The sequence below is a fragment of the Pseudomonas sp. Pdm06 genome (genome assembly GCF_014851795.1).
In the GTDB taxonomy this organism is placed as follows: domain Bacteria; phylum Pseudomonadota; class Gammaproteobacteria; order Pseudomonadales; family Pseudomonadaceae; genus Aquipseudomonas; species Aquipseudomonas fluorescens_AA.
Genome location: NZ_JACVAH010000022.1, coordinates 89,893 through 109,086 on the forward strand (window position 1 = coordinate 89,893; position 19,194 = coordinate 109,086).

The window sequence follows — 19,194 nt, forward strand, 5'->3', positions numbered from 1 at the left end:
TCGGTCTTTATTTTTTCGACTTTCCAAGTAGCCAACTATGCTCAAACGCCTTGCCTGGCTGGCGCTCTGTGTGTGCGCCCCGCTGTCCGCCGCGCCTCATATCGACCCTCAACGTTTGCAGCAACTGGCTAATGACCTCTTCTGGATCTCCCTGGGCCACTACGAAACCGCCAAATTGGGTGGCTGGCGCAGCTATATCAGCGACAAAAAATTCTTCCTCGCCCCCGATGGCAACGAACACCCTGACCGTGAACTGACCGCCACGCTGCAAGCCCTGTATGGCCCGGCCAGCGCCGGCCAGCAACATGCCCAGTGCGTGTACCCGGCGCGCACCCGCTGGCTGAAGGCGCAGCTCAGCCTGACAGACCTGCCGGCGGTCAACTGCAGCGACTTCACCCAGTGGTTCAAGGACGTGTCGCCCCACAGTGCGGTGATGATTTTCCCCGCCGCGTACCTCAACAGTCCGTCCTCGATGTTCGGCCACACCCTGTTGCGCATCGACCAGGCCGATGTGCAAAGCGACAAGACCGCCCTGCTCAGCTACGCGATCAACTTTGGCGCCTACATCGAAGGCTCGGACAACAGCATCCTCTATGCCTGGAAGGGCCTGATGGGGGGCTATCCCGGCCTGTTCGCCCTGGTGCCGTACCAGGAAAAACTCTCCGAGTACCGTAGCCTGGAGAACCGCGACCTATGGGAATACCGCCTCAACCTGAGCCAGGCGGAAACCGAGCGCATGGTCGAGCACGTCTGGGAACTCAAGCAGATCCAGTTCGACTATTTCTTTTTCGACGAAAACTGTTCCTATCGCCTGCTCGAATTACTGCAAGTGGCCCGTCCCAGCCTGCGCCTGACCGAACAATTCCCGCTGACGGCGATTCCCACCGACACCGTCAAGGCGGTGAAAGAAGCCGGCCTGGTGGAAAGCATCCAGTATCGGCCGTCCCGCGAACGGGAACTGCTCAGCCGCGCCGAACCGCTCAGCGATGACGAACAACAGTGGGTGCTGAACGTCAGCGCCGATCAGCAGCAACTGCAAGCACCGGCATTCAAGGCGCTGCCCCGCGAACGCCAGGCACTGATCATCGACGCGGCGTATCGCCTGGAACGCTATCGCGCCAACGGCCAGGAACGCGATCCGCAACGGGCCCAGCGCAGCTTCGAGCTGTTGCGGGCGATCAACCAGAACCCCGCACCGGAACTCGACATCCCGCAACCGGGCCTGCCCGAGGATGGCCATGAATCCCGCACCTGGCAGGCCGGCCTCGGCACGCGGGGCGACCGGGCGTTCGGTGAATACGGCTTGCGCATGGCCTATCACGACCTCAACGACAATGCCGAAAGTTTCCCGCTGGGGGCACAGATCGAAATCCTGCAATTGAAACTGCGCCAGTACGAAGGCAATGACTGGCAGGTGCAGCAACTGGATCTGGCGACCATTCGCTCCTTGACCCCACGCAACGAGCTGCTGCAACCGCTGTCCTGGCAGGTGACCGGCGGCCTGGAGCGGGTGCCGGGCAAACACGACGATGAAACCTTGGTCAGCCACGTCAACGGCGGGGCCGGTGGCACCTGGGCGCTGGGCGAAGATGTGTTGGGCTTTGCCCTGGGCACGGTGCGGGTCGAGCACAACAACGATTTCGCCCAGCTCATCGCCCCGGCCGCCGGCTTCAACAGTGGCGTGCTGTGGAAAAACCCGCTGGGCAACTTGAGCCTGGAAGCCAAGGGCGACTATTTCGTCAACGGCGAAGTGCGTCGTAGCCTGAGCCTCAACCAGCAGTGGGAACTGTCCCGCAACCTCGGCCTGCGCTTGAGTGCCCAGCGGGAGTTCAGCCACCTGGCTTCGCCGGAGAACGAGGTGATGCTCGAGGTGAAGTGGTATCACTATTGACCGGGACCGCTCTGCACGCGCACAGAGACGAACGGATTAATCACAGGGCTTTCACATCGGCCTGACGAATTCGCTTCTAAACTTCTCGTATAAGTGGATACGGCAGGAAGGCTCAAATGAGGCGCGCGGCAGTGGTACTGGGTATGTTGATGTTGCTCAGTGGCTGTGAAACCACTCATGAAGACCTGATCGCCCGGGGTTATCCACCGGCGTTCGCCGACGGCTACGACGACGGTTGCAGCAGTGGTCGGCAAGCGGCGGGGGTGATTACCGGCCAGTTCAGGAAAGACGTGCCACGGTACCTCAAGGATCCGCGCTACGCCGAAGGCTGGAGCGATGGTTTCCGGCAGTGCCAGGCGATGCGCGAAAGCGAGGAGCGCAATGCCTACCGCGATCGTCATTGGGATGACCACGAACGTGCCTGGCAACAAGAAAAGGACCGGGACGCCGCCCGGGCTTATCGCTCGCCGTGAGTCGCGCATGGACATTCGTCGAAACCAAAAGCCTGCGACCATGGACCAAACTCCAATAGAGGAGAACACCATGAGCCGCGCTTTCGTCAACGAAGACAACGCCGCTGCCCAGGCCGACCAGCCGGTCGAACGTCAGGTCAGTGGGCAACCCAATTACGTCACGCCCACCGGGCTTGCCCTGCTCCAGGCGCGGTTCGCCGAGTTGCAGGCCCTGCACAGCCAGCAGGCGACCCGAGGAGAGCTGGCGGACAAACAACGGATCGCCGACCTTGAACGGGATCTGCGCTATTTCAAGCAGCGCCTGCAAAGCGCCCAGGTCGTTGCACCGATGTCGTCCGATCAAGTGCGGATCGGGCATTGGGTGACCTTTGTCGATGAACAGGATCATGAGCAACGGGTGCAGTTAGTCGGTGAAGACCAGGCCGATGCGGCCAGTGGCTTGATCAACTGGGGTTCGCCGCTGGGTCGGGCGTTGCTGGGGGCGAAGGTTGGGGATGAAGTGACATGGAAGCGACCGCTGGGAGATCTCGCCATCGAGGTCGTGACGATAGACCTCCCATGATGTTGCCGGTTTCTTTAATCATGATTAAAACCCCTAACATCAAGACCCGACAACAATCTGTTACTTGCCTGTAGCCATATGTAACTGCAACATGAGGTCATAACAACAAGTTTGCGTCAAATAAGGACCATGCTACTGTTTTTCCCGCGCCGTAATCGGCGCACTGTAAAAACAGAAAGGAGATGCACTAATGAGCGAGCAGATACTGGCAATGTCAGGTGACTTCGACAGCGACTTCAAGTTCTACCAACAGATCACTGATCTCGGCTCCGAGTCAGCAGCACTGACTATTGTCGAATGCGGCACCATAAACTGCAGCGCTCTTTTATGCTAAATCCTTTTCCATCAAAACAGGCCTGCACAACAGGTCTTTGATACTCCCTAACCCCACCTATAAAACAACATCATCAACATCCTACCGTTCGGATGCGCTTGCTCGCACCCAACTGACTGTACTTGATGTTTGATAACTGATGAGGAAAACACCATGAGCGAACAGATCCTGAACATGTCCGGTGACTTCTATAGCGACTTCGACGCTTATCAAGCGCCGACCAAAAACATGGGCTCGATACTGGCAACGACAATGGAATGCAACACCTTTGGCACGTGCACCAATCTCGAATGCTCGACACTCGGCTGCTAAGCCCTTCCACTGATCGTCCAAACAGGCAACACCCATAACCATAGAGCAGGCAACGCCTGCTCTATCCATTTCAGGATCGACGGCATGCTTGTTAACGCTTTGAAGTTGAATCAGCGAGGTCAGTACAGATTCACTTCCGACGGCGACATCGCCCTTTTTTTAAACAACCTGACCCGCCTGCATGCTGATGATCAGGCCTTGCTGGATCATTTCGGGTTGAACCGGGAACAACTGGCGTCGTATGCCAAGGCACCCGGTAACCCACAGCGCCAGCCTGACGACGGCGAAACCGTCTTGAGGGCCTTGAAGGAAAAGCTTGCTCGCCTTGACAGCCTTCACGTCGGCAGGAAAAAGACCGCGAGCGGCAAAGACAATTTTTATTGGTTTGGCTACCGCTTTTTTCTTTATTTCATCGATACGTTCAAGGCGGATGGGCGCTACGCCAAAGCGTCACTGCACATTGATGAAGCCGCCCTGCTGGCAAGCCTTGAGCACTATGTCTTGGCCCGTGTCGGACGCACATCGGAACAAAGCCTGGTCCACTATCTGAATACGCGAATTGCGGACGGCGACGAGATTGACCTGGACGGGTTCAGCGAACAGTTGCGCACGTTGCCGCTGTTTGAATTTTTCGATTCCTATCCTGTGCTGGCAACACTGCTTTTTGATTTACTGGAAGACACCCTCAACTATCTTTATGCGGTCATACTGGACTTCGCTGGCGATGTTGACGCGCTGGAGATGGCATTCTCAATTCCATCCCGAAAAATCGACGCTATCGAGTTCGGTCTGGGTGACCCTCACGGTCGCGGTGAAACGGTCTGCCAGGTTAAATTCCGCACAACCTCCTTGGTCTACAAACCACGGGCAAGCCGTGAAGCAGTTTTTTTCAATCGCCTGCTGGGACAATTACGTGAGTGGACAGGCGCGGATTGTTTTTCTATCCGCGCGCCAAGGATTCTCAGCCGCGAACGGCATAGCTGGGTAGAAAAAATCGACAACACGCCTTGTGACAGCGCAGCGGACGTGGCGCTGTTCTATAAAAAGATGGGCGCACAGATCGCTGTCATTCATGCACTCAACGGCATCGACTTCCATTACGAGAACATCATTGCGTGTGGCAGCAGCCCTGTCATGATCGATCTTGAGTGCTTGTTCACTGCGTCCACCAGCGACCTGCTACTCGAACTGCCTCTCGATAGCGCACTGTCCAACACCTTCAAATTGATCCAGCAGTCGGTGTGCTCCAGCGGCTTCGTACCCTTTTCACAAAAGTCCAATAACGACCAGAGCGGGCTGACTCGGCAAGCGCTGTTCATTTCCACCCGCCACTCCCTGGTTTTCGAAGATGGCTTTTACCATTTACGTAAAGTCGAGTTCGAACACCTTCTGCAGCAAAAGCATTTGCCGCTTTTGCAAGGTGAACGCAAGGGGCATGAAACTCATAAAGCCGAACTTGTCCACGGCTTTGAATATGCTTATGGCGAGTTGATGACGCATCGGCACACGATCATGCAGATGCTTGAGCAATCCGCAGGCGAATTATCAACCCGTGTTTTGCTCAAAAACTCTCAACGTTATGCGGACTTTATCGGACTGAGCCGCCATCCTCGCTTCATGAAAAACATGTTGGACCGGGAGCTTCTGCTTGCAACCCTGTGGAAAGACTTGAAAGAGCCCTATCGAGCAAAGGGCATCCCGCGTTATGAAATAGCCGACCTGCAAAGATCCAGCATTCCGTGTTTCACCATGCCGCTCAACTCCAACGCTTTGATGAGCGCACAAGGTGAAACAATAGACATGACGAAAGTACAACCCCCGATAAAAAGCTGCTTACAGAAAATAGCCAATCTGTCCGCAGCCGACAGGGCATTACAACTCACACTGCTCGAAATGTGTTTGTATCCAGAGTCAAATGGACAGCCGTCATCACGTACCCCCCTAAAAAAAGCGCCCCAAGCGGATCGACTCGACACAATACTCGGCATCAGTTCCCGCCTCGAAGCGCTTGCGATCACGGGAACGGCAACGGACGTCAGTTGGTTGGCTTTTCATACGCACCCAACGACTCATGGAAAATACCCTTCACCCATGGATCACGGGCTGTACTCCGGTATCGCCGGGATTGGGTTGTTTTATCTGAGCCTGTTCAAGGTAAGCGGCAAACCACACTTGCTGTCGCTCATGGATCAGGTACTGGCCTCACTGGAGCAGCATTTTGGCTTTTTCAAAGCCGACCTGACCGTCAGTGCCTATCATGGCCTGGGCTCTTATCTCTATCTGCTCATCAATCGTCGCCAAATCACCGGCGATCCGAAACACGATGAGAAAATTGCCAGCCTGCTGACCCAACTGATTGATGTACCCCCTGAAGACTACGATTTCGACTTCCTGGGCGGCTGTTGCGGCGCGGTGACGCTGTTGGCCAATATCCATGGGTTATCCGCGCAAGCGGATGTGCTGCCGGCCATTCGGCGCATGGTGGGTTACATAAAGGACCAGATACTGATCGAAGAAGGCCAACTTCTGCGACGCGATGATCGCTCCGTCATTTTAACGGGCCTGTCCCATGGTCTCTCCGGCGTCATCCAGGCCTTGTGCAAAGCCTATGATGTGACCGGCGATGTGGCGTTGGTGCCCTTGGCCATCCAGATACTGGAGGGTGAAAATCGCTTGAGTCGGGAGGGTTTCTGGCTGGACCTGAGAGACCTGGGCCCTGTCGACCATGCAACCAAGTGGTGTCACGGAGACGGCGGCATCCTCATCGCCAGGCGACAACTCTTGAAGTCGATGGGCGAGGCCTTGGACGAAACCACCCGGCAGACGGTGCTCGACGACATCCAGCGCTGCGAGAACAATCTCTGGCAGCACGGCTTGGGCGATGGCTATAACCTGTGCCATGGCGATTTCGGCAATCTGATCTGCCTGTATGACTGGTATCGTCACGCCGATAATCCCGAGGGCATCAGCAGGGTCAAACAGGCGCTTGGCGAGGTCGCCCGGCAGTTTTTCGAAGGCCCCTTTCTCGACAGCGATCGGGTTCCCGACGTCAGCCTGCTGACTGGCATTACCGGGGCAGGTTATGCCTTGCTGTATGAGATCGATCCAACGATCCCCAACGTACTCTCGCTCGATTTCGCGCTGCAGACGTAGGCTAAAACTGTGGGAGCGAGCTCGCTCGCGATAGCGGTGGATCAGTCAACGTCAATGTCGCTGCCCCGCCGCCATCGCGAGCAAGCTCGCTCCCACATTTCCGATCCCTATCAGGCCAGTTTCTTGTGCCGTACACGATGCGGCTGGGCGGCCGCCTCGCCGAGGCGTTTCTTGCGATCGGCTTCGTACTCGGTGTAGTTGCCTTCGAAGAATACCGCTTGGGAGTCGTCTTCGTACGCCAGGATGTGGGTCGCCACGCGGTCGAGGAACCACCGATCGTGGGAGATCACAATGGCGGCGCCCGGGAAGTCCAGCAAGGCTTCTTCCAGGGAACGCAGGGTTTCGACGTCGAGGTCGTTGGACGGTTCGTCGAGCAGCAGGACGTTGCCGCCCTCTTTCAAGGTCAACGCCAGGTGCAAGCGACCGCGCTCACCGCCGGACAGATCCTTGACGAACTTCTGCTGGTCGCCACCCTTGAAGTTGAAGCGACCGACGTAAGTGCGCGACGGGATTTCATAGCTGCCGATGCGGATCTGGTCGGAACCGTCGGAGATCTGCTGGAACACGGTCTTGCTGCCGTCCAGGTCCTCGCGGCTCTGGTCGACGCAAGCCAGTTGCACGGTTTCACCGATTTCGATGCTGCCCGAATCCGGCGTTTCCTTGCCCATCAACATGCGGAACAGCGTGGATTTACCCGCGCCGTTACCACCGATCACACCGACGATGGCGCCTTTTGGCATGGAGAACGACAGGTTGTCGATCAGCACGCGATCGCCATAACCCTTGGTGACGTTCTTGAACTCGATGACCTTGTCGCCCAGGCGCGGACCGGCCGGGATGTAGATCTCGTTGGTTTCGCTGCGCTTCTGGAATTCCTGGGACTGCATTTCCTCGAAGCGTTGCAGACGTGCCTTGGATTTGGACTGGCGGGCCTTGGCGCCTTTGCGCACCCACTCCAGTTCTTCCTTCATGGCTTTTTCATGGGCCGACTGCTGCTTGGATTCCTGGGCCAGACGGTCGGACTTGGCTTCCAGCCAGCCCGAATAGTTGCCCTCGTACGGAATGCCTGCGCCGCGGTCGAGTTCCAGGATCCAGCCGGCGACGTTGTCCAGGAAGTAACGGTCGTGCGTGATCGCAACCACGGTGCCTGGGAAGTCATGCAGGAAGTGTTCGAGCCAGGCGACGGAATCGGCGTCCAAGTGGTTGGTCGGTTCGTCGAGCAGCAGCATGTCCGGGGCCGACAGCAGCAGGCGGCACAAGGCCACGCGGCGCTTTTCACCACCGGAGAGGTGTTCGACCTTCGCGTCCCAGGCCGGCAGGCGCAGTGCATCGGCGGCAACTTCCAGTTGGCGATCCAGGTTGTGGCCGTCGCTGGCCTGCAGGATCGCTTCGAGCTTGGCCTGTTCGGCGGCCAGCTTGTCGAAGTCGGCATCCGGGTCGGCGTAGGCGGCATAGACCTCGTCGAGGCGCGCCTGGGCGTCCTTGATCACGCTGACCGCTTCCTCGACCACTTCACGCACGGTCTTGCTCGGGTCCAGCTGCGGTTCCTGGGGCAGGTAGCCGATGTTCAGGTCCGGCATCGGACGGGCTTCACCGTCGAATTCGTTATCGACGCCGGCCATGATTTTCAGCAGCGTGGACTTACCCGAGCCGTTGAGACCCAGTACGCCGATCTTGGCCCCGGGGAAGAACGACAATGAAATGTTTTTCAGGATTTCCCGCTTCGGCGGAACAACTTTGCTCAGCCGATGCATGGTGAAGACGTATTGAGCCATGGTGAACCTAGCGTCAGTGACAGGTGAAAAGAACGAGCCAGGCCATGCGCGGCGCCGGCACTTGACGGTCATCAATGCCTGCGGGCGGATAGAGCCTGGGAATCTGGAGCTGGAACGCTCTTGTTTGACCGGCAAAGCTACCTCAACCGTCGGTCAAGGTCCAGCCGCCAGGGGCTGGCACTTTGCCACAAGTCAAGGCATGCTAGCCGCCCTTTGGGCGTCCGGCTTATAGTGCACGTCGCGCCAGTCCAGCAAACCGCAGGATTACAGCTTGTCCAACGTCACTCCGCCCCTGTCCCCTCGCGCACCCGCTGTCGTGCCCGGCTCGCCCCTGCGCGGGACACTGAAGGGCGCGCTGGCCACCCTGGTGCTGCTGTTGCTCGGCTTGCTGTTCTGGCAACTGCTCGACCAACTGCGTGAAACCCAACAGCAACAGCGCCAGTACACCATCGACTACACCGCCGATCTTGCCGCGCAAGTCAGCCTGAACATGGCCCTGAACGCGCAAATCGCCCTCAACCTGCTACCGATCGTCGAACAGCCACAAAGTGCCGACGAACAGCAGGCCCTGGTTCGTAAACTCCAGCAATCGTTACCCGAATTGCGCAGCCTGGCACTGCTGAGCCCTTCCGGCCGGGTGCTCAGTGACAGCGACGCCGACAGCCATGACGCCGACTACCTGGGTGAACTGGTGCGACGCAGCCGGGCCCAGGCCCATTATTTCAGCAATGCCGAAGACGGCTCCGTGGTGCATCTGTTGTTGCACCAGGCCAGCGGCAGCAGCCGTGGCTACTGGGCCCTGCGCCTGACCCCGAACTTTTTCGCTACCTTGACCAAACAGGCCGATGTGGGGCTGCGCCCGCTGTGGCTGGTGGAAAACCGCCTCAACCAGCAGATCGTCAGCCGCGACGAGAGCCTGCCCTCGAGCACCCCTACCCACCTGTCGCCGGATGACCTGGAAAATACGGTACTGACCGTGCCACTGAGCAGCAGCGACTGGCAACTGCGGGGGCTGTTCGACCGTCGCCAGGTGATCGAGCAACTGCTGCCGGCCTTCATCGGCAAGTGCCTGCTGGGCCTGGCGTTTTCGTTGTTGCCGGTGATCGCGCTCTTGAACATGCGCCGGCGCCAGCGACAGTTGCACGAAGGTCGGCGGCGTTACCAGGATATTTTCGAAGGCACCGGCGTGGCCCTGTGCGTGCTGGACCTGTCGGGGCTCAAGGCCTTTTTTGAGCGGGTCGGCCTGCACAATGGCGATCAACTGCGCGCCTGGCTACGAACCGCTCACCAACTCGAGCAATTGCGCCAGGAAGTTCACGTCACCGAAGTCAACCAGATGGCGTTGAAACTGCTCAACGTCGACTCCTGTGCTCAGGCGTGGCAGTTGCTGGTCGGCAAGGGCACGCCAGACAACAACCCCATCGGCTCGAAACTGCTCGAAGCGCTGCTCGACCAACACAAGCAACTGGAACTGGAGATCAAGCTCCAGGACGCCCATGGCCGCGACCAGCACCTGTGGCTGGTGCTGCGCCTGCCGGAAAAACAGCCCGACTATAGCGCGGTCATCCTGAGCATCAGCGATATCACCAGCCGCAAGCTGATCGAGCTATCGCTGCTCGAACGCGAAGGTTTCTGGTCCGATGTGGTGCGCACCGTTCCGGATCATCTCTACGTGCAGGATGTCATCAGCCAGCGGATGATCTTCAGCAACCATCACCTGGGCCAGACCCTGGGCTACGATCGCACCGAACTGCACCAGATGGGCGAGTACTTCTGGGAAATCCTGCTGCACAGCGACGACGCCGATCACTACCACAACCTGCGCCAGGAACAACGGCGGGGCGGGTACACGCAACTGTTGCAATGCCAATTGCGCTTTCGCCATCGCAATGGCAAATGGCGCTGTTTCGACATTCGCGAACAGGCATTGGCCCGGGACCGGCATAACCAGGTGACTCGGATCATCGGCGTGGCCAAGGACGTCACAGAGCAGATCGCGGCCAGCGAATCGCTGCGCGACAGCGAGCAACGCTACCGGATGCTCGCCGAAAGCATCAGCGACGTGATTTTCTCCACCGACAACAAGCTTTCGCTCAACTATGTCAGCCCGTCGGTGCAAGCGGTGCTGGGCTACACCGCCGACTGGATTTTCCAGAACGGCTGGCAATCGATCATCGCCAATCCGCAACAACTGACTGGCATCTACAGCCTGATGGACCGCGTCAGCAAGGCCCTCGACAAGCCCGATCAACTGGCCGAGCTGCGCAACCAGATGCAGACCCAGCTGTTCCTGTTCGACTGCCTGCGCGCCGATGGACGCAAGATCCCCATCGAGCTGCGACTGGTGTTGGTGTGGGATGAACACGGCGCGTTCGAAGGCGTACTCGGCGTTGGCCGCGACATTAGCCAGCAGCGTCGCGCCGAAAAAGACCTGCGCATGGCCGCCACGGTCTTCGAGCACTCGACCTCGGCGATCCTGATCACCGACCCGGCCGGCTACATTGTCCAGGCCAACGAAGCCTTCAGTCGCGTCAGCGGTTATGCCGTGTCGCAAGTGCTGGACCAGTTGCCCAACATGCTGACCGTGGACGAGCAACAGGAAGCCCACTTGCGCTACGTGCTCAAGCAGTTGCAACAGCACAGCACCTGGGAAGGCGAAGTCTGGCTCAAGCGCCGCAATGGCGAACACTACCCGGCCTGGGTCGGCATTACCGCCGTGCTGGACGACGAAGGCGACTTGGCCAGCTATGTGTGCTTCTTCAGCGACATCAGCGAACGCAAGGCCAGCGAGCAGCGCATCCATCGCCTGGCCTATTACGACGCCCTGACCCACCTGCCCAACCGCACGCTGTTCCAGGATCGCCTGCACACTGCGCTGCAATCGGCCGAGCGGCAGAAGACCTGGGTCGTGCTCATGTTCCTCGACCTCGACCGCTTCAAGCCGATCAACGACTCCCTGGGCCACGCCGCCGGCGACCGGATGCTCAAGGAGATGGCCACGCGCCTGCTCGGCTGCGTCGCCGACGACGACACCGTGGCGCGCATGGGCGGCGACGAGTTCACCCTGCTGCTGCAACCACGCGCCAGCCGTGAAATGGCGCTGAACCGGGCCATCACTGTGGCCGAGCAGATCCTCGCCAGCCTGGTCCGGCCATTCGTGCTCGAAGGCCGCGAGTTTTTCGTCACCGCCAGTATCGGTATCGCCCTGAGCCCCCAGGACGGCAACGAACTGAGCCAGTTGATGAAGAACGCCGACACAGCCATGTATCACGCCAAGGAGCGTGGCAAGAACAACTTCCAGTTCTACCAGGCCGACATGAACGCCAGCGCCCTGGAGCGCCTGGAACTGGAAAGCGACCTGCGCCACGCCTTGGAGCAGAACGAGTTCGTGCTGTATTACCAGCCGCAGTTCAGCGGCGATGGCAAACGATTGACCGGCGCCGAGGCCCTGCTGCGCTGGCGCCATCCGCGACGTGGGTTGGTGCCGCCGGGGGATTTCATCCCGGTACTCGAAGAGCTCGGGCTGGTGGTGGACGTCGGCGACTGGGTCATCACCGAAGCCTGCCGGCAACTCAGGACCTGGCACCAGGCCAAGGTCCGGGTGCCGAAGGTCTCGGTCAACATTTCGGCCCGGCAGTTCTCCGACGGCCAGTTGGGCACGCGCATCGCCAATATCCTGCGCAGCACCGGCCTGCCACCGGCCTGCCTGGAGCTGGAACTGACGGAAAGTATCCTGATGCGCGAAGTCAGCGAGGCGATGCAGATCCTCGCCGGGCTGAAAAACCTGGGCCTGAGTATCGCCGTCGATGACTTCGGCACCGGTTATTCATCGCTCAACTACCTCAAGCAATTCCCCATCGACGTACTGAAGATCGACCGCACCTTCGTCGACGGCCTGCCGTCCGGCGAACAGGATGCGCAGATCGCCCGGGCAATCATCGCCATGGCCCACAGCCTCAACCTGGCGGTGATCGCCGAGGGCGTCGAGACCCACGAGCAGTTGGATTTCCTGCGCGAGCACGGCTGCGACGAAGTCCAGGGCTACCTGTTCGGCCGGCCGATGCCGGCCAATCGGTTCGAAGCGCAGTTCAGCAATGATGCGTTGTTCATGCTCGATTGAGGCCTTGTACTATCTGGGCCGGCCTCTCGCGGGCAAGCCTTGCTCCCACAGGGGAATGTGGGTTTCTGTGGGAGCAAGGCTTGCCCGCGATGAGGCCAGTACAGGCAACGCCCCTCTTGCGTGAATCCCATTCGTCCGCGACATGACGCCCTTTCATATGCCTTCCAAAACCGGTTGAGGTAGAATGCCCCCCTTTTCTGCCCCGATCCTTGAGGACCGCCATGTTCAGCCGTGATTTGACTATTGCCAAGTACGACGCCGATCTCTTTGCCGCCATGGAGCAAGAAGCTCAGCGCCAGGAAGAGCACATTGAGCTGATCGCTTCGGAAAACTACACCAGCCCCGCGGTGATGGAAGCTCAAGGCTCGGTACTGACCAACAAGTACGCCGAAGGTTACCCGGGCAAGCGCTACTACGGTGGTTGCGAGTACGTCGACGTGGTCGAGCAACTGGCTATCGACCGCGCCAAGGAACTGTTCGGCGCCGATTACGCCAACGTCCAGCCGCACGCAGGTTCCCAAGCCAACGCCGCCGTGTACCTGGCGCTGCTGTCGGCCGGTGACACCATCCTGGGCATGAGCCTGGCCCACGGCGGTCACCTGACCCACGGCGCCAGCGTTTCCTCCTCCGGCAAGCTGTACAACGCCATCCAGTACGGCATCGACGGCAATGGCCTGATCGACTACGACGAAGTCGAGCGCCTGGCCCTCGAGCACAAGCCGAAAATGATCGTGGCCGGTTTCTCCGCCTACTCGCAGATCCTCGACTTCCCGCGTTTCCGCGCAATCGCCGACAAGGTCGGTGCCTACCTGTTCGTCGACATGGCCCACGTGGCCGGCCTGGTCGCCGCAGGCGTGTACCCGAACCCGGTGCCGTTCGCCGACGTGGTCACCACCACCACCCACAAGACCCTGCGCGGTCCACGTGGCGGCCTGATCCTGGCGCGCGCCAATGCCGACATCGAGAAGAAGCTGAACTCCGCCGTCTTCCCGGGCGCCCAGGGTGGCCCGCTGGAGCACGTGATCGCAGCCAAGGCGATCTGCTTCAAGGAAGCGCTGCAACCTGAGTTCAAGGCTTACCAGCAACAAGTGGTGAAAAACGCCAAGGCCATGGCCGGCGTGTTCATCGAACGCGGCTTCGACGTGGTGTCCGGCGGTACTGAAAACCACCTGTTCCTGCTCTCGCTGATCAAGCAGGACATCTCCGGCAAAGACGCTGACGCGGCGCTGGGCAAGGCGTTCATCACCGTGAACAAGAACTCGGTACCCAACGACCCACGCTCCCCGTTCGTCACTTCGGGCCTGCGCTTCGGCACCCCGGCCGTGACCACTCGCGGCTTCAAGGAAGCCGAGTGCAAGGAACTGGCCGGCTGGATCTGCGACATCCTGGCGGACCTGAACAACGAAGCGGTCATCGACGCCGTGCGTGAGAAGGTCAAGGCTATCTGCAAGAAGCTGCCGGTATACGGCGCTTAATCAGCTCGCCCACACGTAGCCAAGAAGGCCCGCATCGAAAGATGCGGGCCTTTTTTATTGGCATGCAAAACATATGACCAGACAACTAACGCCAGCCAACATTTAACGTCCTGCAATACAGGCAATCCCACAAGCGACTAATAACTCAATAAGATCCAGCTCGCCCCACCCCAAACTTGATTAACCCTTACAGGAGTCAATATTCACATGGACAGTGAACATTCCTTTCATGCAACACTTGATATGTTTAGCGCTCACGTCAACCTACTGGAAAGGCTGCATGGCAAACCCGCGATGGCGACCGTCAGTTCTTTCAGCGGTGGGTTTTATACCGGCAAACCCCAAACCCAGGACCACTCACACCTGCTTGGCATGCGCGCCGAAGATCCGAGGACGCGTGGCGAGCCCTTGCGACTGCATTTCCGGCATACGGCGGGTGGCTATCTGCTGACCATGAAAAACGCCGGCGAGCACTACAACAAACTGCTCAGTAAAAGTTGGTTTGAAGTACTTGGCGCACAGGATCCCAATACTAAAAAGCCGACACTTTTTACTCTTATCGACTTCCAACAGAATGTCCTCACGCCGAAAACCATCAAACCCGGTCACAGCCGTATTTCGCTCATGACAGCCAATAGAAAACATGTGGGGGGATTGAGGCTACGGGGCTCGCCTTATCTCTATCTTGCCGAGACGGAAGAACAGTCAAAGGTGACGTTCATTCTGAGCATCCTCGGAGAAAAATACCCGTAGAACATTTAATGCAAGGCAGGAACACCCCATCTATCCCCCTGTGGCGAGGGAGCGTGCTCCCTCGCCACAGTCCTGGGCTCTCTCCTTAGCGGACTCGCTTAGGCATCTGGCGATATTTTTTTCCGGCCGAGAAAAGGCTCAAGCTCAGGGCTTTCACCGCAACTGGTAAGACCGGTAAAGCCAAATCCTCATTATCGGACTTGCATACCCGCGAAAACAGCGCCTAGACTGCGCCTGCACTGGACAAACCGGTAAGACCACAATAATGAAGTCCCGACGCCAGCCACCCTGGCGAACAAGGACACCGAACCAGGAATCCCTCCCATGCTCAAATGGTGCTCGCGGTCGATCTTTCTACAAGTTGTCCTCGGACTGGTGCTCGGCATCGTCTGCGGGCTTACCCTTCCCGAATACTCCGCACAGCTCAAACCCCTCGGCGACGGCTTCATCAAGCTGATCAAGATGCTCATCGGCCTGATCGTTTTCTGCGTGGTGGTCAGCGGCATCTCCGGCGCCGGTGATCTCAAGAAGGTCGGGCGTATCGGCCTCAAGTCGGTCATCTACTTCGAAGTCCTCACCACCATCGCCCTGGTCATCGGCCTGGTCCTCGCTTTCAGCACAGGCATTGGCAGCGGCGCGAACATCCACCTGGAGCAGCTCTCCAGCGCGGATGTGAACGACATCGCCCAACGCGGCCAGCACATGGTCACCACCCCCCAGTTCCTGATGAACCTGATCCCAACCTCGGTGATCGGTGCCTTCGCTGAAAACAACATTCTGCAAGTCCTGCTGTTTTCAGTGCTGTTCGGCAGCGCGCTGAACCTGGTGGGCGATGCGGCTTCCGGCATCTCGCGGCTGATCAACGAACTCAGCCATGTGATCTTCCGCATCATGGGCATGATCGTGCGCCTGGCCCCTATCGGTGTGTTCGGGGCCATTGCCTTCACCACCAGCAAATATGGCCTGGACTCGCTGCAACACCTGGGCAGCCTCGTCGGCCTGTTCTACCTGACCTGCATCGCCTTCGTCACGCTGATCCTTGGTCTGGTGATGCGTGCGTCGGGCCTGCCGATGCTGCCGTTTCTCAAGTACCTGCGCGAAGAGCTGCTGATCGTACTCGGCACCGCTTCGTCCGATGCCGTGCTGCCCCAGATCATGCGCAAGCTCGAACACCTGGGGATCGGCAGTTCCACCGTGGGCCTGGTGATTCCAACCGGTTACTCATTCAACCTGGACGGGTTTTCCATCTACCTGACCCTGGCGATTGTCTTTATTGCCAACGCCACCGGTACGCCCTTGGCCCTGAGCGATCTGTTGACCATTCTGCTGGTATCCCTGATCACGTCCAAGGGCGCCCACGGAATTCCCGGCTCGGCACTGGTGATCCTGGCGGCGACGCTGACCGCGATCCCGGCGATCCCGGTGGTCGGCCTGGTCCTGGTGTTGGCCGTGGACTGGTTCATGGGCATTGGCCGGGCCCTGACCAATCTGATCGGCAACTGTGTGGCGACCGTGGCGATTGCCCGCTGGGAAAAAGACATCGACGTCCCCCGGGCGCGCAAGGTGCTCTCCGGCCAACAAGGCTATACCTTCCAACCCAGAAAACCGGTGGGCAGTGCCCATCACCAGCAATTCTGAAAGACGGCGATGCAGGCCCGAGGGCCGGTATCGCCTGATTGATTTCCAAGGAGTCACATGTGATCAGCTCATCGACCGTCGTCAATTCCGTGGTGGAGAAACTCCGCGCCGCCCTCGCCCGAGGCCAGTGGCGCTCGGGCGACATGCTGCCCGGCCAGCGCGAGTTGGCCGAGCAACTGGGCATCAGCCGGCCAAGCCTGCGTGAAGCGGTGATTGTCCTGGAAACCCTGGGCCTGGTGCGCTCGATGCCCGGCAAAGGCGTCGTGGTGCTGGAGGCCAATCCCGGCGATGCCGTCAGCGAAGGCAGTGCCATGGCCGGCGCGAGCCTGGAAGACCTGCTGCAACTGCGCTACACCCTGGAACCCTTCATCGTCGGCCTGGTGGCCCAGTCCATCAGCAGCAAGGATGTCGGCCAGTTGCGCCTGACCCTCATGGACATGCGCGAAGCCCTGGAAGCCAACGACAGCGACGCCTGCGCCAACGCCTACATCGCTTTCCATGAAGAACTGTTTGCCCTGACGTCCAACCCGATCTTCCAGAACGTGGTCCAGCAGACCAGCAACGCCCTCAAGCAAAGCGCCGATGTGTTGCGCAACTCGCCCGAGCACCTGGCCGAACGCCTGGAAGAGAACGAAGCCGTGGTCCGCGCCATTCGTGGCAAGAACAGCGCCCAGGCCAGCGCCGAAATGCGTCGGCATATTCTCCGGGAAGGCCAGCGCATGGGCATCGAATTGAATATTCCGGACGACAACCTCGGCACTTGAACCTGGGCCTGCGGAGACCGCCATGAACACTCTCGTTTCCCATCGACACAACCGCAATGTACTCGCCACCCTGCCCCTGCCCGGCCAGATCGGCAAACCGTCGGTGGACGATATCTACCCGCGGATCTTCGACGCCATCCTCGAGCAACGCATTGCCCCGGCCAGCCGTTTCACCGAGGAAAGCCTGGGGGACGTGTTCGGTGTCAGCCGCAGCATCATTCGCCGTGTCCTGGCGCGCCTGTCCCATCAGCAAGTGGTGATATTGCGGCCCAACCACCGGCCACAAGTCGCCGCGCCGGACCTGGAGCAGACGCGGCAGATCCTCCATGCTCGCCGCCTGGCCGAGCAGACCCTGGTGCGCCTGGCCTGCAAGGCACCGCTGGCCAAGGACGTGCAACACCTGCGCGATCTGGTGGAGCACGAGCGCCAGTGCCTGGACCGCGGCGAGCGTGGCCCGGCGATACGCCTGTCCGGCGAGTTTCACCTGCACCTGGCCGCCATGGCCGGCAACGCGCCGTTGATGCAATTCCTCGGTAGCCTGGTGCCCTTGACCTCGTTGGCCCTGGCACGCCACGAGGTCAAGTCCCGCAGGCATTGCGCCTGGCAGGAACACCTGGCGATCGTCGACGCGGTGGAAGGCCGCAACGTCAATGAAGCGGTGCGGCTGATGGACGAGCACCTGGACCATCTGGAGCAAAAACTGCTGCTGGTCGCCGGCGCGGGATCGTCAAAGTAGCGCGGCTTCGAAGCCAGCGCGGATCTTCTCTTCGGGCAGTTCGTCGGCGATGAACACGATCACGCTTTCCCGGGCTTCGCCGGGGGCCCATTCAGTGTCCCAATCGAAACCGTACAGCTTGAGCACGCCTTGGAACACCAGCCGGCGGGGTTCGCCGGCGATGTTCAGCACGCCTTTGTAGCGCAGCAATTGCTTGCCGTGCTCTTCCAGCAACTGGTTCATGAACTCGCTGAGTTTGTCGATATCCAGGGCCTTGTCGGTGCGCAGCACCAGGCTGCTGATGCGATCGCCCGGGGTTGCCTTACCCACCGGGCGCAGGCTGAACCCTGCGCCCAGGTCCGCATTGAGATTGAAGCCGCGAATGTCGAGCAACTCGGCCAGGTCGATCTGGCCGTGTTCAACCACCCTGATCGGTGCCCGTCGGTTGATGCGCGTCAGGCGCTCGCCAAGGGCCTGGACCTGGGCGGCGTCCACCAGGTCGGTCTTGCTCAGGAGCAGGCGGTCGGCAAACCCGACCTGGGCCTGGGCGATGGCCTGGGTCAGGTGGATGTCGGCGTGAGCCGCGTCCACCAGGGTCAGGATCCCGTCGAGGATGTAGCGCTCGCGCAGGTCCTCGTCGATGAAGAAAGTCTGTGCCACCGGGGCCGGGTCGGCCAGGCCGGTGCACTCGATCACCAGGCGGTCGAAGGCAATCTCGCCGCTGTCCAGCCGCTCGAGCAACAGGTACAGGGCTTTGGTCAGGTCGGTATGAATGGTGCAGCACACGCAGCCGTTGGCCAGGGTCATGACTTGCACCGGCTCGTCGCCCAACAGTTGGGTGTCGATACCGGCATCGCTGAATTCGTTCTCGATCACGGCGATTTTCAGGCCGTGCTCGGCCTTGAGCAGATGGCGCAACAGCGTGGTCTTGCCGGCGCCGAGGAAGCCGCTGAGGATGGTGACCGGGATGGGAGAGGACAAACTGAATCTCCTTGATGCCTGAAAGGAAAGCGATTTTGTGGGGACGAGCCTGCTCGCGAAGGCGTCGGGTCAGTCGACATTATCATTAACTGACACTCCGCCATCGCGAGCAAGCTCGCTCCCACAAGGGGATCTGTGGCGTAAGCAAATCCTGAGACCACCCCAAAAACAACTGTGGGAGCGGGCTTGCTCGCGAAAGCGGTGTGTCAGCCACATCAATGGCGACTGACCCGACGCCTTCGCGAGCA

Annotated in this window: 14 protein-coding genes; 12 read left to right on the forward strand and 2 right to left on the reverse strand. The window is 59.7% G+C overall.

Features of this window, described 5'->3' with window-relative positions:
* Positions 1-37: 37 nt before the first annotated feature.
* The 6 genes from IB266_RS28235 (at position 38) to lanM (ending at position 6,725) form a co-directional block, all read left to right on the forward strand.
* The gene (locus tag IB266_RS28235) at positions 38-1,891 is read left to right on the forward strand and encodes a DUF4105 domain-containing protein (RefSeq protein WP_192263809.1); all 1,854 of its coding nucleotides are present in this window, start codon (positions 38-40) and stop codon (positions 1,889-1,891) included.
* A gap of 116 nt (positions 1,892-2,007) precedes the next feature.
* Entirely contained in the window at positions 2,008-2,364 is a 357-nt protein-coding gene (locus tag IB266_RS28240; RefSeq protein ID WP_192263812.1) for a hypothetical protein, read from the forward strand.
* Positions 2,365-2,434: 70 nt separating this feature from the next.
* Entirely contained in the window at positions 2,435-2,926 is a 492-nt protein-coding gene (locus tag IB266_RS28245; RefSeq protein ID WP_192263815.1) for a GreA/GreB family elongation factor, read from the forward strand.
* 190 nt (positions 2,927-3,116) lie between these two features.
* Positions 3,117-3,260: a hypothetical protein gene (locus tag IB266_RS28250; protein WP_192263819.1), complete on the forward strand. Its 144-nt coding sequence runs from the start codon at positions 3,117-3,119 to the stop codon at positions 3,258-3,260.
* Positions 3,261-3,413: 153 nt separating this feature from the next.
* Entirely contained in the window at positions 3,414-3,572 is a 159-nt protein-coding gene (locus IB266_RS28255) for a hypothetical protein (RefSeq protein ID WP_170842353.1), read from the forward strand.
* Between the two features lie 84 nt (positions 3,573-3,656).
* Positions 3,657-6,725 (forward strand): type 2 lanthipeptide synthetase LanM, encoded by a 3,069-nt coding sequence (lanM, locus tag IB266_RS28260; protein ID WP_192263821.1) that lies wholly within the window; start codon positions 3,657-3,659, stop codon positions 6,723-6,725.
* A gap of 110 nt (positions 6,726-6,835) precedes the next feature.
* Here lanM and ettA read toward each other — a convergent pair whose 3' ends face one another.
* Positions 6,836-8,500, reverse strand: coding sequence for an energy-dependent translational throttle protein EttA (gene ettA / locus IB266_RS28265; protein ID WP_192263824.1), 1,665 nt, complete (start codon positions 8,498-8,500; stop codon positions 6,836-6,838).
* Between the two features lie 271 nt (positions 8,501-8,771).
* On the opposite strand from ettA, the gene IB266_RS28270 reads away from it, so the two are divergent.
* The 6 genes from IB266_RS28270 (at position 8,772) to IB266_RS28295 (ending at position 17,986) form a co-directional block, all read left to right on the forward strand.
* Positions 8,772-12,620 (forward strand): bifunctional diguanylate cyclase/phosphodiesterase, encoded by a 3,849-nt coding sequence (locus tag IB266_RS28270; RefSeq protein ID WP_192263827.1) that lies wholly within the window; start codon positions 8,772-8,774, stop codon positions 12,618-12,620.
* Positions 12,621-12,841: 221 nt separating this feature from the next.
* A complete protein-coding gene (gene glyA / locus IB266_RS28275; RefSeq protein WP_060740543.1) occupies positions 12,842-14,095 on the forward strand; it encodes a serine hydroxymethyltransferase in 1,254 nt (417 codons plus the stop codon).
* A 207-nt stretch (positions 14,096-14,302) separates the two neighbouring features.
* Positions 14,303-14,848 (forward strand): hypothetical protein, encoded by a 546-nt coding sequence (locus IB266_RS28280; protein WP_060740542.1) that lies wholly within the window; start codon positions 14,303-14,305, stop codon positions 14,846-14,848.
* Between the two features lie 324 nt (positions 14,849-15,172).
* Entirely contained in the window at positions 15,173-16,486 is a 1,314-nt protein-coding gene (locus tag IB266_RS28285) for a C4-dicarboxylate transporter DctA (protein WP_192263832.1), read from the forward strand.
* A 59-nt stretch (positions 16,487-16,545) separates the two neighbouring features.
* Entirely contained in the window at positions 16,546-17,250 is a 705-nt protein-coding gene (locus tag IB266_RS28290) for a FadR/GntR family transcriptional regulator (protein WP_060740540.1), read from the forward strand.
* A gap of 22 nt (positions 17,251-17,272) precedes the next feature.
* Positions 17,273-17,986 carry a GntR family transcriptional regulator gene (locus IB266_RS28295; RefSeq protein WP_192263835.1) on the forward strand — a complete coding sequence of 238 codons (714 nt, stop codon included), beginning with the start codon at positions 17,273-17,275 and terminating at the stop codon, positions 17,984-17,986.
* Here IB266_RS28295 and yjiA read toward each other — a convergent pair.
* On the reverse strand, positions 17,978-18,946 hold the full coding sequence (gene yjiA / locus IB266_RS28300) for a GTPase (protein ID WP_072411862.1): 969 nt from the start codon (positions 18,944-18,946) through the stop codon (positions 17,978-17,980). The two genes, IB266_RS28295 and yjiA, sit on opposite strands and share 9 nt — an antisense overlap.
* Between the last annotated feature and the right edge of the window lie 248 nt (positions 18,947-19,194).

What these genes read in the sequence shown, in the direction of transcription:
- IB266_RS28235 (WP_192263809.1), top strand. Translation starts at nt 38, where the DNA reads ATGCTCAAACGCCTTGCCTGGCTGGCGCTCTGTGTGTGCGCCCCGCTG.
- IB266_RS28280 (WP_060740542.1), top strand. Translation starts at nt 14,303, where the DNA reads ATGGACAGTGAACATTCCTTTCATGCAACACTTGATATGTTTAGCGCT.
- glyA (WP_060740543.1), top strand. Translation starts at nt 12,842, where the DNA reads ATGTTCAGCCGTGATTTGACTATTGCCAAGTACGACGCCGATCTCTTT.
- ettA (WP_192263824.1), bottom strand. Translation starts at nt 8,500, where the DNA reads ATGGCTCAATACGTCTTCACCATGCATCGGCTGAGCAAAGTTGTTCCG.
- IB266_RS28250 (WP_192263819.1), top strand. Translation starts at nt 3,117, where the DNA reads ATGAGCGAGCAGATACTGGCAATGTCAGGTGACTTCGACAGCGACTTC.
- IB266_RS28255 (WP_170842353.1), top strand. Translation starts at nt 3,414, where the DNA reads ATGAGCGAACAGATCCTGAACATGTCCGGTGACTTCTATAGCGACTTC.
- IB266_RS28240 (WP_192263812.1), top strand. Translation starts at nt 2,008, where the DNA reads ATGAGGCGCGCGGCAGTGGTACTGGGTATGTTGATGTTGCTCAGTGGC.
- IB266_RS28285 (WP_192263832.1), top strand. Translation starts at nt 15,173, where the DNA reads ATGCTCAAATGGTGCTCGCGGTCGATCTTTCTACAAGTTGTCCTCGGA.
- IB266_RS28245 (WP_192263815.1), top strand. Translation starts at nt 2,435, where the DNA reads ATGAGCCGCGCTTTCGTCAACGAAGACAACGCCGCTGCCCAGGCCGAC.
- lanM (WP_192263821.1), top strand. Translation starts at nt 3,657, where the DNA reads ATGCTTGTTAACGCTTTGAAGTTGAATCAGCGAGGTCAGTACAGATTC.
- IB266_RS28295 (WP_192263835.1), top strand. Translation starts at nt 17,273, where the DNA reads ATGAACACTCTCGTTTCCCATCGACACAACCGCAATGTACTCGCCACC.